Annotated in this window: 17 protein-coding genes and 1 pseudogene; 5 read left to right on the top strand and 13 right to left on the bottom strand. The window is 61.1% G+C overall.

All coding sequences use genetic code 11. The annotated features are described in order from the left end of the window. Positions 1-1,013 precede the first annotated feature (1,013 nt). The 12 genes from ACIPUD_RS02320 to ACIPUD_RS02265 all read right to left on the bottom strand — a co-directional run bounded on the left by ACIPUD_RS02320 (position 1,014) and on the right by ACIPUD_RS02265 (position 10,334). Entirely contained in the window at positions 1,014-2,048 is a 1,035-nt protein-coding gene (locus ACIPUD_RS02320; RefSeq protein ID WP_085359168.1) for a Gfo/Idh/MocA family protein, read from the bottom strand. 6 nt (positions 2,049-2,054) lie between these two features. Continuing rightward, complete coding sequence (aroQ, locus tag ACIPUD_RS02315) at positions 2,055-2,501, bottom strand: type II 3-dehydroquinate dehydratase (RefSeq protein WP_018460420.1); 447 nt, start codon at positions 2,499-2,501, stop codon at positions 2,055-2,057. Between the two features lie 13 nt (positions 2,502-2,514). Then, positions 2,515-3,261: an amino acid ABC transporter ATP-binding protein gene (locus tag ACIPUD_RS02310; RefSeq protein ID WP_018460421.1), complete on the bottom strand. Its 747-nt coding sequence runs from the start codon at positions 3,259-3,261 to the stop codon at positions 2,515-2,517. A gap of 62 nt (positions 3,262-3,323) precedes the next feature. Next, complete coding sequence (locus ACIPUD_RS02305; protein WP_018460422.1) at positions 3,324-4,151, bottom strand: transporter substrate-binding domain-containing protein; 828 nt, start codon at positions 4,149-4,151, stop codon at positions 3,324-3,326. 51 nt (positions 4,152-4,202) lie between these two features. Beyond that, on the bottom strand, positions 4,203-4,859 hold the full coding sequence (locus ACIPUD_RS02300; protein ID WP_018460423.1) for an amino acid ABC transporter permease: 657 nt from the start codon (positions 4,857-4,859) through the stop codon (positions 4,203-4,205). A gap of 12 nt (positions 4,860-4,871) precedes the next feature. Continuing rightward, positions 4,872-5,540 carry an amino acid ABC transporter permease gene (locus ACIPUD_RS02295; protein ID WP_007601261.1) on the bottom strand — a complete coding sequence of 223 codons (669 nt, stop codon included), beginning with the start codon at positions 5,538-5,540 and terminating at the stop codon, positions 4,872-4,874. Positions 5,541-5,591: 51 nt separating this feature from the next. Beyond that, the gene (locus ACIPUD_RS02290; protein ID WP_247299819.1) at positions 5,592-6,446 is read right to left on the bottom strand and encodes a shikimate dehydrogenase; all 855 of its coding nucleotides are present in this window, start codon (positions 6,444-6,446) and stop codon (positions 5,592-5,594) included. 15 nt (positions 6,447-6,461) lie between these two features. Then, entirely contained in the window at positions 6,462-7,289 is an 828-nt protein-coding gene (aroE, locus tag ACIPUD_RS02285) for a shikimate dehydrogenase (RefSeq protein WP_018460426.1), read from the bottom strand. A 3-nt stretch (positions 7,290-7,292) separates the two neighbouring features. After that, on the bottom strand, positions 7,293-8,519 hold the full coding sequence (locus ACIPUD_RS02280) for a CaiB/BaiF CoA transferase family protein (protein ID WP_446480051.1): 1,227 nt from the start codon (positions 8,517-8,519) through the stop codon (positions 7,293-7,295). Then, a complete protein-coding gene (locus tag ACIPUD_RS02275) occupies positions 8,516-8,986 on the bottom strand; it encodes a MaoC family dehydratase (protein WP_446480050.1) in 471 nt (156 codons plus the stop codon). The genes ACIPUD_RS02280 and ACIPUD_RS02275 overlap by 4 nt, the downstream gene beginning before the upstream one ends. A gap of 12 nt (positions 8,987-8,998) precedes the next feature. Beyond that, the gene (locus tag ACIPUD_RS02270; RefSeq protein WP_085359182.1) at positions 8,999-9,385 is read right to left on the bottom strand and encodes a VOC family protein; all 387 of its coding nucleotides are present in this window, start codon (positions 9,383-9,385) and stop codon (positions 8,999-9,001) included. A gap of 4 nt (positions 9,386-9,389) precedes the next feature. Continuing rightward, positions 9,390-10,334 carry a ketopantoate reductase family protein gene (locus tag ACIPUD_RS02265; RefSeq protein WP_446480049.1) on the bottom strand — a complete coding sequence of 315 codons (945 nt, stop codon included), beginning with the start codon at positions 10,332-10,334 and terminating at the stop codon, positions 9,390-9,392. A gap of 102 nt (positions 10,335-10,436) precedes the next feature. Here ACIPUD_RS02265 and ACIPUD_RS02260 point away from each other — a divergent pair, with 102 nt between their 5' ends. Next, positions 10,437-11,417 carry a LysR family transcriptional regulator gene (locus ACIPUD_RS02260; protein WP_018460432.1) on the top strand — a complete coding sequence of 327 codons (981 nt, stop codon included), beginning with the start codon at positions 10,437-10,439 and terminating at the stop codon, positions 11,415-11,417. 1,445 nt (positions 11,418-12,862) lie between these two features. Here the strand turns inward: ACIPUD_RS02260 and ACIPUD_RS02255 are convergent. After that, entirely contained in the window at positions 12,863-13,369 is a 507-nt protein-coding gene (locus ACIPUD_RS02255; RefSeq protein ID WP_083926605.1) for a protein-L-isoaspartate O-methyltransferase family protein, read from the bottom strand. Positions 13,370-13,376: 7 nt separating this feature from the next. Here ACIPUD_RS02255 and ACIPUD_RS02250 point away from each other — a divergent pair. The 4 genes and pseudogenes from ACIPUD_RS02250 to ACIPUD_RS02235 form a co-directional block, all read left to right on the top strand. Then, positions 13,377-14,053, top strand: a pseudogene (locus tag ACIPUD_RS02250) (Hsp70 family protein); the annotation flags it as partial. Positions 14,054-14,144: 91 nt separating this feature from the next. Continuing rightward, positions 14,145-14,732 (top strand): histidine kinase dimerization/phosphoacceptor domain -containing protein, encoded by a 588-nt coding sequence (locus ACIPUD_RS02245; protein WP_446480048.1) that lies wholly within the window; start codon positions 14,145-14,147, stop codon positions 14,730-14,732. Continuing rightward, positions 14,729-15,106 (top strand): ATP-binding protein, encoded by a 378-nt coding sequence (locus tag ACIPUD_RS02240; protein ID WP_446480047.1) that lies wholly within the window; start codon positions 14,729-14,731, stop codon positions 15,104-15,106. Before ACIPUD_RS02245 ends, ACIPUD_RS02240 begins: the two co-directional genes overlap by 4 nt. Before the next feature lie 514 nt (positions 15,107-15,620). Then, positions 15,621-16,250, top strand: coding sequence for a LabA-like NYN domain-containing protein (locus ACIPUD_RS02235; protein ID WP_368507311.1), 630 nt, complete (start codon positions 15,621-15,623; stop codon positions 16,248-16,250). Positions 16,251-16,473: the final 223 nt, after the last annotated feature.

Genomic DNA, 16,473 nt, shown 5'->3' with positions numbered 1-16,473 from the left:
CTGCCGCGCATGCGATAGCAATCGTTCGACAGAGCCGTTTAGCAATTTCGAGTTCCGTTTTCCGCTTCTGCAGAATAGCTATCGCCATCGCAGAGCCAATAGTCGTCGAGCGGTTTGAAACCGTCAAAATTCACTGCCACCCCCACTGTCCAGTGGTGATCGAACCGGTCTCTGCCAATCGTCTCCACGGAAAAAGGTAATTTCTGCGGTTTGGGCTGGAGACTTTCGACGACTTCTCGCCAAGGTTGCCGGTTTCAGAGGAGCAGAGACTTTAGAGAGCCGCACAAAAATCCCGTAAAATGCGGCACTTTCAGCCAATACGGTCCCACTCTCTATAATTGAGTGACTGCTTGGCTGCGGCGGGAGAGATCGAACCTCCGAATGGCGGAATCAAAATCGCCGATGCACAAATCGGTCTATCGGCGCTTCGAGACCGGATCGGTTCTCCTCTATGACCGCATGGCGGCTTATTGGCCAGACAACATAAGAGTTCACATCGACTTCAAGCACTATTTCGGTGGAGGCGCTGCGCAGCTGCCCAATGCGTCGCTGATGAAATTGAACAGAAGTGGAAAAATGCGGGCTATGTCGGGCGGCTCTGATCTACATACAACATCAAGGAAGTGGTTCTGCCGGACGGCCTTCGAGTCGCCTTGGCCTCCGTCGAGACGGACAGAGTAGATCACAATGCCGAGAGTGGACTCGCCGGCTGGCCGTCAAGATCACCGTTTGAAAAACCGTTTTAGTCCGTCGGTCTCAAACGGTTTCTCTTGCTAAGGTCTTGATTTATTTGGTGGGCGCACCAGGGCTCGAACCTGGGACCCGCTGATTAAGAGATAGCGACGGGTAGAGAACAATCAATGACTTACCGATCGCACCACTGGGTTTATCCGGCCGAAAACGGGCCTTCGTCGCAGGATCATAGTGCTCCCAGCATTGTCTATCAGCGGCACCTTGATGGTTCGCCAAATAAAATATCGATACTTCAGCGTAGACACCTGTGCTTACCAGAGTCAAAACGACACGAGATCTCCGGTTTCCGCTGCGCGCTTGACCGCGTCGATCACCCTGAGCGTTTTTAGCCCTTCGCGCCCGCTCACCACAGGCGTGGCCGTGCCGCGGATAACGCCACAGAAATTTGCGATCTGCAGGCCAAGCGGGTCTTCTTTCTCGAACCTCAGCCGCTCGCGCTCGATCGGCGCCCACCAGCTGGCCTTGCTCGGGTGATGCCACAGATCGAGTTGCGGAATGGCCAGCGATGCCCTCGTGCCGCCGATCTGGTAGCAGGTCTCCAGCGTATGGCTGTAGGCCGGATCCTCTCCGGTGGTGAATTCCCAGCTCCAAGGCGACTGGATGGTATCGGAGACATTGACCGTTCCCAGCGCGCCGGACGCGAAGTGCAGGATGATCACCGCGGTCTCTTCGACCGCATTTCCACGCAGCCGATTGGATTGGGCAGCCTGTACCGCCACGATATCCCCGCACAGGTACCGCAGCAGGTCGACATCGTGGATGAGATTCACGAAAGCGGGACCCGCTCCTTTCTCGCGGCGCCAGGGCACTTCAAAATAATCGTCCGGCTTGATCAGCCAGAACATGCCATGCACTGACACGATCTGACCGAGCCGGCCGCTGTCGATCTCCGCCTTGGCGCGCTGGATCATCGGGTTGTGGCGACGGTGGTGGCCGGTTAGCAGCGGCACGCCCGCCCGCTCGGAGGCTTCGACCAACGTCTGTGCCGCCACGATATCATCCGCTAACGGCTTCTCGATCAGCGCCGGGATGCCCGCAGCGATACAATCCATGCCGTTGGCCACGTGCATCTGGTTGGGGGTGGCGACAACCACCCCCTCCGGCCGGTTTTCAGAGATCATGTCCTGAACGGACGAAAACCAGTCCACCTTGAGCGATACCGCCAACTCCCGTGCAACCGGCATCGGATCGACGATTGACGATAAGACCGCCTCCGGCCGCGCGAGAATATGTTCAATGTGTCGCTTGCCGATGAGACCCGCTCCCATGACCGTCAGGCGGACGGGTGCACTCATACGATTCTATCCCTTCTCATCGAGCAGCTTGGCCAACCGACGCAAACCGAGCAGATAACCCTGAGTGCCGAAGCCTGCAATAACGCCATCAGCTCGTTTGGAAACGAACGAGCGGTGGCGGAATTCCTCGCGCTTGTGCACATTGGAAATGTGCACCTCGATTACTGTCCCCTCGAACGTGTTCAAAGCGTCTAGGATGGCGACCGAGGTATGGGTGAAAGCCGCGGGATTCATGACGATGCCGACAGCCGTCTCGCGCGCCTCGTGGATCCAGTCGATCAGCTCGTATTCCCTGTTCGACTGGTGAAAGCGCATCTCCAGAGCCAGCTCCGTGGCTAGCCCCCGACAATCTCGCTCCACATCCGCAAGCGTCTCGTGGCCATAGATGTGGGGCTGACGCTTGCCAAGCAAATTGAGATTTGGCCCGTTGAGGACGTAGACAAGACGGCTCATGGAATAACTCCGTTCAGTGATGGGCGAGGATCTCGCCAAGGAACTGCTTGGTGCGAGCGTGCTGCGGATTGCGGAAGAAAGCGTCGGGCACACCTTCTTCGATGATCTGCCCTTCAGCCATGAAGATGACACGGTCGGCAACCTGGCGGGCAAAACCCATTTCATGGGTGACGCAAATCATGGTCATGCCGTCGTTGGCGAGGCCAATCATCGTGTCGAGCACTTCCTTGACCATTTCCGGATCGAGAGCCGAAGTCGGTTCATCAAACAACATGACCTTGGGCTGCATGCAGAGAGCACGCGCGATCGCGACACGTTGCTGCTGACCGCCCGAGAGTTGCGCCGGATACTTCTCGGCCTGCTCGCCAATGCGCACCCGCTCGAGATATTTTCGCGCGCTCGCCTCCGCTTCGGTCTTGCTGATGCGGCGCGCGCGAATGGGCGCGAGCATGCAGTTCTGCAAGACCGTCATATGCGGAAAAAGGTTGAAGCTCTGAAAGACCATGCCGACGTCCTGGCGTACGACATCGATGGCTTTGATGCTGTCGTCAAACCGATGACCGTTCACCACGATACTGCCCTGCTGGATTGCCTCCAGGCGGTTGATACAGCGTATCAGCGTCGACTTGCCCGAACCGGACGGACCGCAAAGCACGATCTTTTCCCCTCTGCGCACAGTGAGGTCAACGTTGCGGAGAGCCTGATACCCGCCGTACCATTTCTGCACGCCCTTCATTTCGATCAGGATCTGGTCCTGCATGGATTCGGCCTCCGTTATCGGACGGCGGCCAACGCGCCCAGCGCGTCGGCCGCTTGCAGTGACTATTGAACTGTGAACGGAACGCCGGGGACCGAGTCGGGGAAGACCGGCACGGGCGCCTTCATCCACTTGGCGTAGAAAGCGGCCAATTTGCCATTGGACTTGATCTGGTCGACGAATTTGTTCGCCGTCTCGTTCCACTCCTTCTCTCCGAGGCGCGTGCAGGCCCCGTTGTACAAGGCGGTGAAGTGAAGCTTGGGCTCGAACCCAAGTTCCGGCTTTGCAGCGTTCAGACGCTGCGGGTAGAAGCTGTTTGCCCCGACCGCCTGCACCTGACCCGAGAGCAGTGCCTGGATCGTGGCCGCGTCATCATCAAACCTGCGGATTTCGGCGCCCGCAGGAGCATTATTGGTTACCTGGGTGTCCTGCGTGGAGGAGCGTGGGACGCCGATAACGTACTTCCCCATATCGGCGTTACTGTTGATCGGCGTTGCCTGGGCAGCGACAAGTGTAATCTCATTGGCAACATAGGGTTTGGAATATTGTACCACCTTCGCACGCTCGGGCAGCATGGCCATGGTCGCGAACAGAATGTCTACGCGGCCTGTGGTCAGCGCCGGAATACGATTGGCCACCGCCAGCGGGACGAACTCGGCCTTCACGCCGAGATATTCAGCGAAGGCACGCCCCATGTCGGCATCGATCCCATCCTGCTTTCCTGAGCTATCGACATAGCCCCAGGGCGGATTATCGCCCTGAATGCCGATGACGACGACGCCCTTCTTCTTCACGTCCTCCAGAGTGCCCGCCTGCGAGCCGCCTGCGACAACGATGGCCGACAGCGTCAGCAGCGTAACGCCGAGTTGGCGCCGATTGAGCGAAAACAACATGAGTATCTCCTCCTGGTGATGGCTGTGTTTGATTGAGTAGGTGCGCCGAACCTACCTTTGACCGGCCAGGGCGAGCCTGGCCTCCATCCGACTGCCCCACCACGAGAGTGGCCAGCAGAGGATGAAATACATCGCGCCGACCACACCGAAGACGAGCAACGGCTGGTAGGTCTGGTTCGACACGATTTGACCGGCGCGGGCGAGTTCGATGAAGCCGACGATGGCAGCGAGCGAGGTACCCTTGATGAGCTGCACGAGATAGCCAATGGTCGCCGGCAGCGCGATGCGAATGGCTTGCGGCAGCACGATGTCGCGCATGCGCGCGGAATAGTGTAGACCGAGCGCCATCGCGGCCTCGGTCTGACCGCGAGGCACGGCCTGGATTGCGCCGCGCCAGATCTCGCCCAGAAAAGCCGAGGCGTTGACGGTGAACCCAATCGCGACCGCAACGAATGCTGACAGCTTCAATCCGAGGAGCGCCAAGCCGTAATACACCACGAACAGTTGCAGCAGCAGCGGTGTCCCCTGGAAGATTCCGATATAGATCCGAACTATCCATTCCACGGTCGTGCGACCGCAGGTGCGCAACAATGCGACGACCAGGCCGGCGGTACAGCCACCGACGAATGCAACCAGCGTCAGGAGTACCGTCCATTGCAGACCACGCAGGAGGAAGCCGAACTCGGGAACGCCGAAATGCGGTGTCATGATCTGTGCTCCTCAGCGCGTCGGATATGAGAAGAAGCGGTGAGAGATGATTGCGAAGCCCGCCATCAGCAGCCAGGAGATCGCGAGGTAGAGGAAAGTGACGAAAAAATAGACCTCGAAGCTGCGGAATGTGTCGCTTTCGATTCGCTGCGCGACCGACGTCAATTCGTAAGCCGACACAGCCGAACAGATCGACGAGGTCAGCGTCAGCATGATGAACTGTCCCGTGAGCGAGGGATAGATCGCGCGAAGCGCGGGCTTGAGTACGATGGAACGGAATACCTGCCCTTTGTGCAGTCCGAGCGCGTAGCCAGCCTCGATTTGCCCTTTGTGAATCGATTGCACGCCGCCGCGGATGATCTCGATGGCGTACGCGCCTCCGTTGACGCCGAGTGCGATAATGGCCGTGGCGGTCGGATTGAGCTTTACCCCGACGAGCGGCAGTGCAAAGAACAGAAAGAAGATCTGCACCAGGAACGGCGTGTTGCGCACGATTTCGACGAAGCCGATCACGATGGCGCGCAACCAGGCCGCCTTCGCATCGCGGGCCGCGACGCCCGCGACGCCGATGATCATTGCGAGCGTCATGCCAGCAAGCGCCAAACCCAACGTCCCCACGCAACCCCACAGCAACGCGGGCATTGCGTGCCAAACCACCGAGAAATCGAGCGTGTAGCCCATCTTGCGTTTCCTCTCGGGCGTTGTGCGTGCCGCTCGCCCATCGGCCGGGTGTCACCCTCCCAGGGATGCGAAAGTTGCGAAGAAGACGTCTGGATCAGGCGAGACGCCCGTGAACAGGCGGAACGCTTCGGTGCCCTGGAAGATAGCCATTCCGCCACCATCGACCGTGCGGCAGCCGAGGGCCCGCGCCGCGCGCAGCAGCGCGGTCTCCAGCGGGAAGTAGATGATCTCGGCAACCCAGAGACCGGAACACAGCATCGCCAGCGGCAGCGGCGTTCCCGGATATTTGTCCATGCCGATCGGCGTCGCGTTGACAATTCCGTCTGCGGCCGCCACGGCGGCGGCAACATCCTGGCCGACCCTCAAGCGCCCTTCTACAAATCGAGAGGACAAGCCGTCGACCACGCTCTGCGCCTTGGCCAGGTCGACGTCTATGATGGTCAGTTCCTGCACGCCAAGCTTCATCAGCGCGAAAGCAACCGCCGCACCGGCGCCGCCTGCGCCGAATTGCACGACGCGACCAAGTGGTGCACCTTGCATGTTGCGGCGGAAATTCTCCGCGAAGCCGAACCAGTCGGTGTTGTGGCCGGTCATTCGGCCGTTCCTGACGACCACGGTGTTCACCGCACCAAGCGCCTCGGCGTCGGGCGAAAGCTCGTCCAGCAGTGGAAGGATCGCCTGCTTGCAGGGATGGGTTACGTTCAAACCGTCAAAGCCCATCCGCCTTGCGGCCGTGAGCAATTCCGGCAATGCTTCGACGCCGAGGTTCAACTCGGTCAGATCGATCTTCTTGTAGAGATAGCGGATGCCAGCGGCGTCGGCGGCCGCTTCGTGCATGGGCGGCGTGCGAGACGCCGAGATGCCGCTGCCGATCAGGCCGACGAGAAAGCCGGGTTTGCGATGCATTGTCGGCGTCGTCCGTCAGCTCAATGGAACAGTCAATTCGGCGATGACCTGGGCCGTGCTCGGTCGCACGCCGCGCCACCAGACGAAGGCTTCCGCCGCCTGCTCGACCAGCATGCCGACGCCGTCAGCCAGTTTGGCCACGCCTTCGGCGCGGGCCGCTTGCAGAAAGCGAGTCAATCCTTTGCCATAGGCAAGTTCGTACGCCAGCTCCGCGCCCTGGAAGACATTCCCCGGAAGCGGCGGCATTTCACCTCGCAGGCTGGCAGAGGTCGCGTTGACCACGACGTCATAGCCCTCGGCAAGGTCCGCCAGTTCAGCGTAGCCGCTCACCATCAGGGGACCACAGCCGGCAAACTCTTCGGCCAATGCCACGGCTTTGGACAGCGTTCGATTGACGAGAACCAACTCGGACGGTTGCTGGCGCAGGAAAGGCAGCAACGCGCCACGCGCCGCTCCCCCGGCGCCGAGCATCAGGACGCGCCGACCGGCCATTTTGACGCCGAGATTGGCAGTGATGTCCTGCACCAGCCCTACCCCGTCGAAATTTTCGGCGATGATCCGGTCGCCCTCGAATTTCAGGCAGTTTGCGGCACCTGCCCGTCTGGCGCTCTCTGAAAGCTCATTTGCATAAGCGAAGGCATCGAGCTTGAAAGGGGCGGTGATGTTCAGCCCCTTGGCACCCTCTGTCCGGAATTGGTCGACCCGTCGGCTGAAGCCATCGATAGGTCCCTCGATCGCCTCATAGACGAGATCCTGTCCCGTCATTCTGGCGAAAGTGCCATGGATCAAGGGTGATTTGCTGAAGCCGATCGGATTGCCAATCACCGCATAACGATCGCTCATCGCTCACTCCCGCACTGCAGCTTCGTTGTAAAGCACGCCGTCGCGCACCATCGCGTCGACGGCTTCGGCCGACAGTCCCAGCGATGCGGCAATGCGGCGATTGTCCTGCCCAAGCAGTGGCGCCGGAGTACGCACCGTGGTGTCGCAATCGGAGAACCGGAACGGCAGGTTCGGCAGCGTTACTTTGCCGAGCACCGGATGCTCCTGCTCGACCAGCATGCCGCGCGCATGGATCTGCGGATCCCTCGCGACCTCTTCGATGGTCTGCACGGGAGCGGACGGCACACCTGCTTCCTCGAGTGCCGCAAGACACGCATCCCGAGACGGCTGTGATAGCGTCCAGTTGCGCACAATCTCCATGGCTTCAGCATAATGGGCGTTCCGCGCGGCGGGCTTGGCGAAACGCTCGTCCAATGCCAGCGTGTCTCCTCCAATCAGGCTCGCCAATCGTCGCCACGCATCATCGACTTGCGCAGCGATGACAAGATTGCCGTCCTTGGCCGGAAAGACCCCGTAAACGGTCGAGTCCGGCTGTCCGCTGCCGGTTTGCTTCGGCAGGTCAGCGCCGCCCGAGAGGAAGTAACGCTGAACCGCATAGTCGTGCATCGAGACCATGCAATCGTACAGCGCCAGATCGATATGTTGGCCGCGCCCGGACGACGCACGGCCAACCAGCGCCGCATTGATAGCAGCGACGCCATGAATGCCAGTGTACATATCGGCCAGCGGCATCCGCAGCAGTGGCGGCGCTTCGCCGGGATTGCCCAATTGCGCCAGGGCCCCCGACATCGCCTCTGCGATCAGGCCGAAGCCCGGACGATCGGCATAGGGACCGGTGTGACCATAGGCGGAGACCGAGCAATAGATCAGCTTCGGATTCCGCCCCGATAGCGCTTTGTAACCAAGCCCGAGACGTTCGAGTGCGCCGGGTCGGTAATTCTCGATGAAGACATCGGCTGTGTCGACCAGCTTCATCATCATGTCGAGACCACGCTCGTCGCGCAGGTCGATGCAAAGTCCCTGCTTCCCCATATTCTGCTGTAGGAAGTAGCCGGATTGTTCGTCCTTGAAATATCCATGGGCCCGGCCTGCGTCGCCGCCCTTTGGACGCTCCACCTTGATGACCTCCGCGCCCATCGCGGCGAGGCAACGGCCCATGAACGGGCCAGCCAGGAAATGGCTGTAGTCGATGACGCGGACGCCTTTGAGCGGCAGATCTTGCGCGGTCATGCGCGCTCTCCCGCGACGCTGGTCTTCGGGCGCATCGGAATCATCAGCCGATGCTCACCGAGCTGCACCACTTCGCCGCGCTGATTAATCAGCTCCGAGGGCAGCACCACGATGCCCCACCCGTCCCGCTTTGTCTCGCGCATTGAACCCACGCGGAACTTCACGTGCACGGTGTCCCCGAGCTTGATCGGCAGCTTGAAATCCCACGTCCAGCCCAGCGACATTCCCGGGAGGAAGCGGTAGTAGGCACGGGTCTTCAAACCGTCGGCCAGCGACAGACCAAACAGCCCGTGCGCGACGCGCGTGCCGAACGGCGTTGTCTTCGCGTACTCCTCGTCGACATGGACCGGCGTGAAATCGCCCGTCAGTTCGGCGTAGGCATTCACCATTGCTTCGGTGACCGTCGCCGAGGGCGTGACGCATTCATCGCCGACCTTGGCATCGTCCCAGTAGCGCTCATCAGTCATGTCGCGTTTTCCTTAGGCCCGTGGATTGATTGCCAAGGCGCCTTCCACAGCGCCGGCGCTGGCTTGCAAGATCTCGACGTTGAGCCCGCCCGGCAGTTCGAGCCAGTTCGCCCCAGCGGGCAACGCCTTGGCGCCCCAGGCAGCGGCACGGGTGAGCACACCTTCGTAATCGTCGACCATGATGCCGAGATGGGCGAGACGCCCCTCAGGTCCGACGAAATTTGGATCCTCGATGAGTTGCACGCTTCCGACCACCCAAACCTGGCGCGGGCGTGCACCGTCGGCGGGTTGCTCGTCGCGGATGGCGAGGCCAAGCACATCACGAAAGAAGGCGATGTGACAATCAACGTCCGGCACGCGGATCGCGACGTGTTCGACATAGGCGCGCGGCAGCGACATCGTCTCAGGCCTTTCCAGGATAGTCGCTGCGGGCGTATTCGATGCCCTTGACCAGCGCGACGAGGGTGGAATTGACGGGGGTCGGCACGTTGAGCCTGGCGCCCCAACGCACGACGGAGCCGTGGATGTAGTCAACCTCGGTCAGATTGCCGGACTGCAAGCTCTGCAGCATCGACGTCTTGAATTCGGGCGGCAGGCCAGCGGATGCCATCGTCCAGGCGCGTCGCGGGTCGGTAATCGAGATCTTCACGCCAGCAGCTTGCGCAACCGCGATGCCCTCCGAGATTGCGGCCAGCGCGCAATCTTCCAGAACTGGCAGCGAATACAGGCCGCCATAAGTCAGCCCGGTAACTGCGGTAATTCCTCCTCCGGCGACGTTGATGAACAACTTGTCCCACATCGTGCCCAAGATATTGTCGCTGAGCAGCGTGAGAATGCCGGCACGATTAAAGGTCTCGGAGATTCGCTGCGCACGTTCTGTCAAGCGCCCATCAAGCTCGCCGATGATGGTCTCCTTGCCGACGACCCCGGAACGAACATGCCCAGGGCCGAGCAGCACACCGCCGATGTAGGTCTTGCCCGCCATGACCCGGTCACGACCAACCTCCTCCGACAGGATGTCCTCGTGACCAAGACCGTTCTGAAGCGACATCACGACCGTCCGGGGCCCGATGATCGGCGCCGCGGCACGGATGGCATCCCGCGTGTGGTAGGATTTGACGAGGATAATGACGAGGTCCGCTTCTACGCCGACCTGAGCCGCGGAGGTGCAAGCAGTGACCTTCACGACGGTCTCGGCGCCATCTTCGAGTATCCGCAGGCCACCTGCATTGATTGCGCCGACATGGGCCTGGAACGGATCGATCAGCCAGACCTCGGCCCCGCCGCACGCCAGCGTACCGCCGATGGTCGAGCCCAAGGCTCCCGCTCCGATAAAGCAGATCCTCATCCGAACGCTTCTCCCGCGCCATTCTCGGCGTTGGAAGCACGGTAGCCGGCCGCTCGATATTTAGATATATTATGATCTTTATAGCAATTATTGTGAATCGCAATGAAGCACCAGGATCCCATCGAGACCAACCTGCTGGACCCGCGCCTGCTCAGGCTGTTCGACGCATTGTTCGCAACGGGTAGCGTCACCAAGGCAGCCGAGAAGCTCGGTCAAAGTCAGCCGACCATTTCGATCTGGCTGGCCCGTCTGCGAAAGGAATTAGACGATCCGCTCTTCGTCCGGTCAGCAGACGGCATGCTGCCGACGCCGCGCGCGGAGGCTCTGATCGGCACGGCGAGGCAGGCGCTGGAGATGCTGCGTCGCCTGGCCGAGCTTCGCAGCGACTTCGATCCGACAACCGCGAAACGCCGTTTCGCCATTTGCATGACGGATGGAAGTCACGTCACGCTGCTTCCCTCCATTCTCGCTCAGGTCCGTCGCGTTGCGCCTGGCGTTCGTATCGAGGCGACACAGATCGGCCCCGACACCCCAAGAATGCTGCAGTCCGGAAAGGCCGATCTGGCGCTCGGCTACATCTCGGATCTCGACGCGGGACACTTCCAACAGGCACTGTTTCCGCAGGATTGGGTCTGCCTGGCGAGCGCGAAACATGCCCGGATCCGCGACCGCATCACGGCAAAGGATTTCAGGCGTGAGGCACACGTCCTCATTCGCTCCGGCACCGGGCATCAGTTGCTCGCCGCTGCGCTGCAGGAGCAGAAATTAGTCCTAGACGTTGGGCTGGAGCTACCCGGCTTTTTGGGGTTGCCTGCAATCGTCGGGACGACTGACCTGATCGCCACCCTTCCAAGGCACATTGGTGAAACGCTGGCTCACTATTACGGACTGCGCGTGCTCGACTGCCCGCTGGCAATCGCCGGATTTACGGTGAAGCAATACTGGCACGCCCGCTTCCATCATGACCCGGCAAGCCAATGGCTGCGTGGCGTCTGCGCGGAGCTCTTTCAACAGCAGGAAGTGCGGGGTCTATATCGTTCCGGTCGGCCAAGGAAACGAAGGCCACGCGATTTGCAGTCGTAATGGTCCCCGGTAGCGGGGCAACGACCGCGCCCGAGGCCACCGGCCGGGCCGACTGCGGCACGGCTGCAATTCCGCACATGCGCATCTGGACCGGTTGTCCGCTTCGTTCGCCGTAGCACCCTATTCTACGATGAGGGCAAAACACCTGCCCGCCCAGCTTCCACGGTATATGTTCGGATGGAAGCCTCGGAGATAAGCCAGCATGGCCACGCCGTTTAGTTCGATTCTGGACCGAGCCTTAAAATCTGTGTTTCCAAACGCGCCCAAAGTGAAACTGCTTACCGAATGAACTCAACAGCTTGACATCTGGCTGGGGCGGGAGGGATCGAACCTCCGAAGACTCCTACGTAAGCCTATGAAAAATCGTGCTTTTCACGCTGCCTTGCTGAGGCTGTAATACACGTCCGTGAGACAATGCGCAAGACGCGCCGCCAATCGATTGTCTTGGTCCGTTGCACCCACCTTGTCGTCCCTAATGCCGTCGGCTGTTCAATCTGGCATGGCGGGAGGGACTCGAACTCCGATCCGAATTCGTGGCCGAGAACAGTAATCGGCACCGCGCGTACGAACTGTGTGTTGTGGCTGAGACAAACGAGGACCTAGAACGACAACCCGCGCAAATTCTAGATGCGAATTTATCGCACGCTAAGTTACACCTCACGTATCCTGCGATCCTCGCCGTGCCTGCCGGCCGCCCGGGCGTTTCGCTCTTGCCCAACACAACGATACAAGTTGGGGGTAGTAACGGGGGGCGTCGGCGAGCACCCGCCTACGGCGACACCGATTCAAGAGTATGAGGAGTGACCTTTGGCTGGATCGCGGACCCATCATTTGCCGGTGCGCAGGGGCGCCCGCCCCCGCGTGATCCTAGGTGGATTCGGGGCCAACTCGCAGACGGCTCCGCCGCACGGCGGCTGAAGGGGCCGCTCGCTGCGGACGCGCCCTCAGAGGTCCTGGATGGCAGCCCAATCATGTTGGGGACGACGGACCTGTGGGGATGCCTGACCCTCAACGCCTGCGGCAGTTGCTCATCCAAAAGGCACGGCGGCTGACGGCATAGCCAACCCGCTCCCGAGAAGTTTCTGCAGGCAAACTCCTCAGGCTTCGGAAATCTTGTGGAGTAATGAGGCTTGGTGTCCTTCTTGAAATTCCTTGGCTGCTCACTAGTTGCTTGTCGCCCTTCGCCGGCGTTTGGCTCAGACACCCAGCGGCGCAACGCCATTGGAGGTGTATTGGGACTGATACCATTTGACCCCTGCTCCCGCTGTATCGGGAGGATTCTATGCCGAACAAGATCCCAAATGTCAGACAATCCGGCAGTGGGTGTGGCGACCGGCAAGACGCGCTACGCGCTTCGGCGAGTGCCGTCGCCAGAAAGCCACCTCAACCTGCGGCCGCAAAAGGCCTAGCGGCCGAGGAGAGCGTGCAGGTCGAACTTGCGATCGCTATACGCGACCGAGCGAGGTTCTGCGCGACCCGACATTATGCGAGGAGCAGAAGCGAGATCTGCTCCGCCGGTGGGCGTTAGACGCATACCGCCTCGTAGCGTCCGCGAAGCAAGGCATGCAGTCGGATGCGGCCTCGGAGCTCAATGAGGCCATTGATGCGCTGATCGATCTCGACGGCGGCACGGCTCCCTTGTCCAAGCTTCCGACCGTATGCTCTGCAAGACCCGGAGAAAGTGCACGGGCTGCGTGATGCGGAAGCCCGTCCGCCGTCCGATCCGCGCAGTTCACTGAGCTCCGCGCGCCTGAACCGGTTCCAATTTCGAGCACCTTGTCCGTGGACTTCAGTGCGGCCGCTTCGGTCATCAGCGCGACAATGTAGGGCTGGGAGACAGTCTGGGCGTGCGCGATCGGCGGCGCGCCGTCCTCATCGCGCCGGCGAGGCCGATGCCGCTCGTGCCGCGAGCAAGAGATCGAGGAGTTCCAGCACAGGGGCGTCAAGCGCATTATCGATTACCTCGCAGATGAATTCAGGAAAGAAAGTGGCATCGAGCTGCGGAACGACCGCCTGGCGTTACAGCGTCTCAAGGACGCTGCGGAGAAGGCCAAAATCGAGCTGTCGAGTAGCACAGAGACAGATGTCAAATCTCCCGTTCATCACCGCGGACCAGCACGGACCCAAGCACCTCAACATCAGGCTGACGCGAGCCAAGCTGGAGGCGATCGTCGACGACCTCATCCAGAAAACCATTCCACCATGCCGGGCTGCCCTGAAGGACGCCGGTCTGGAGCCTGGTCAGATCGATGAAGTCGTGCTGGTTGGCGGCCAGACCCGCATGCCCAAGGTGCAGGAGACCGTCCAGGCCTTGTTCGGGCGCGAGCCGCATAAGGGCGTCAACCCCGACGAGGTCGTGGCCATCGGGGCCGCCATTCAAGCCGGCGTGCTGCAGGGTGACGTGAAGGACGTGCTGCTGCTCGACGTCACTCCCCTGTCCCTGGGTAGAGACGCTCGGCGGCGTGATGACGAAGCTGATCGACCGCAACACCACAATTCCCGCAAAACGCAGCCAGGTGTTCTCGACGGCAGAGGACAATCAGAATGCCGTCACGGTACGTGTGTTCCAGGGCGAACGCGAGCTGGCGGCCGACAACAAGCTGTTGGGGCAATTCGACCTCGTAGGAATTCCACCCGAGATGCTGTGGCCCTCGAAGACGTCCAGCAGGGTGGTAGGGCCATGTTGACGATGAGCGCATCATACCAATGCGCCGTCCATCGAGCAGGATGCCAGTTTCGAAATTCTTCCGCGGCGACCAGCGCATCTGCTACGCGAACAAGGAATTCGAAACGCTCTTCGGCCAGGACGCGAAAGACTGCGCCGACAAGGGCTGGTCGATCCTGGCCGGGTTCACGGACGAAAGCGATCCGAACGTCTCGCTGGATCTGGCCGTGCTGAAGGACGGAGGAGAGTTTCTCGGCACCTTCCGGGCGGAGCGGCCTAGACCGCTCCTGGTCGAGGCCTTCTCCGGTCTCATTCAAAACGAGGACGGGACCGAGAACTATCGCATCGCGGCGCTGATCGACATCACCGACAGGGCGCGTGCCGAGCGTGAGGAGTATGCGCGCCGGATCCGCGACAAGGACATCCTGCTGCGCGAGCTGCAGCACCGCGTGAAGAACAATCTTCAGTTGATCGTCGCCCTCATACGGCTCGAAGCACGCAACGAAAGACGGGGCGAGAGGGTCGACTTGCACACGCTGGCCGGCCGCATCGAATCCCTGCATCTGCCCTATCAGGCCTGTCGAACGAGGCCGCCGGCGACGAGGTCGATCTGGGCCATTACCTCAGCCAGATCGCCGCCGCGGTCATGAACACCTGCGCCGTCCAGGGAATTCGGCTCGAGCAGAAGACGGAGTATGCCCCGGTGTCGGTCAACACCGCGCGGTCGGTGGGGCTCGTTCTGAACGAGGTGCTGACCAACTCCTTCAAATATGCCTTCGAAGGCCGCGGCCACGGCGTGATCACGATCGAATGTCTGCGCCAGAGCGAAGACCGGTATCGCGTGGTCATCGCGGACGACGGAGTCGGGTTGCCTGAGGGCATTACATGGCCGATCCCGGGAAAGATCGGCGCGCTGATCGTGCAGACCTTGAGGGAAAACGCGAAACCGGACTTCAAGGTCGAGTCCGCGCCGAACAAGGGCGTTCAAGTGACGATGAACGTCGCTCGACGGGCGATTGCGTGATAACGAGCTGTCGGCCCGCTTGCGGGCAATTTCCCGGGTGATCAGGCGCTTCGGCGCGAGCGACTCCGCGACGGGTCTTCGCGGCCTGCCGAGCGACTCCCGGAAGCGAGCAGCATCAGAAAGAGCGCCCGATTGGCCTGGTACCGGGCAGCCGGCCGGTTGGCTTCCGAGCCTTGCATGATGGTTTGCCCATCAGTCGTGCAGAGACACCATCTGCATGCCCGGCGGCGCCGCCTGAGGTGGATTTCGAAGAGCGGCAATTCGTGCGGCATTCACGGCGTCCCCTACTGCATTGTCTTTGCAGCAGGCTCCTGGTTCAACTGTTCATGAAAAAGGATTTGAAAGCTCGAATTCTTGGATATAGCCTTGCTCCGTCGGAGCTCACGTTCTTGCCGCAACGCAGAATGCGAGTGAGCGGCGGGCCAAGGCCGCCCCGTGCCCAAACTCCATCTTTGAGCAAACCATCCGCCAAGCGGGAGCGGTGCTTCCGCCGGGATCATTCGGGCCTGCCAACATGTCGTCCTCGCCCAGCAAGATTGCCCTGTTCATCGATGGCGCCAATCTTCATGCCACCTCCCGAAGCCTTGGCTTCGACATCGACTACAAGCGCCTTCTGCAGGAATTCCAGAGCCGAGGTATCCTGCTCCGCGCCTTCTACTACTCGGCTGTCATCGAGGATCAGGAATTCTCCTCGATCCGGCCGTTGCTCGATTGGCTTGACTACAACGGCTACACCGTCGTGACCAAACCGACAAAGGAGTTCGTCGACTCGTTCGGACGGCGCAAGGTCAAAGGCAATATGGACGTCGAACTCGCGGTGCATGCCATGGAGATCACCGGCGACGTCGACGAAATGGTTCTGTTTTCGGGCGACGGCACTTTCCGTTCGCTGGTGGAGGCGGTGCAGCGCCGAGGCGTACGGGTGAGCGTGGTGTCGACCATGGCGACCCAGCCGCCGATGATCGCGGACGAACTCCGGCGGCAGGCGGACGTGTTCACCGACCTGATGGAGCTGCGAGCCGCGATCGGCCGGGACCTGTCCACGCGCCCACCACCCCGCGAGCGCGGCGATGTTCGTGGCCCGCCGCTGCGCCGCGCCGACACGGCGGCGCCGCGTCCAGAGCCCGACGAACTCATCCCGTAACATCGAGCGCACCTGCTCGGGGCGCGGGTTCGGCCGCCGGTACGATCATGAGCTCCGCCGAAGGCCCGGTGCTCCTGTCGGGAGACCGACGCGCAAGTGGAATATCCTGGTGCAGACGTAGCGCGACCACCCGGTTTCGTCGGATTTGGCCTCCTCGACCTGCCGCGCTGGCGAGGCCGTCAAGCGGCCTCCGCGGAACGGAACGAATCAGCGCGACGGCGTT

Source organism: Bradyrhizobium sp. CAR08, assembly GCF_052871955.1.
The sequence above is the reverse complement of the archived record's forward strand: the minus strand, read 5'-3'. Positions and strand labels throughout refer to the sequence as shown.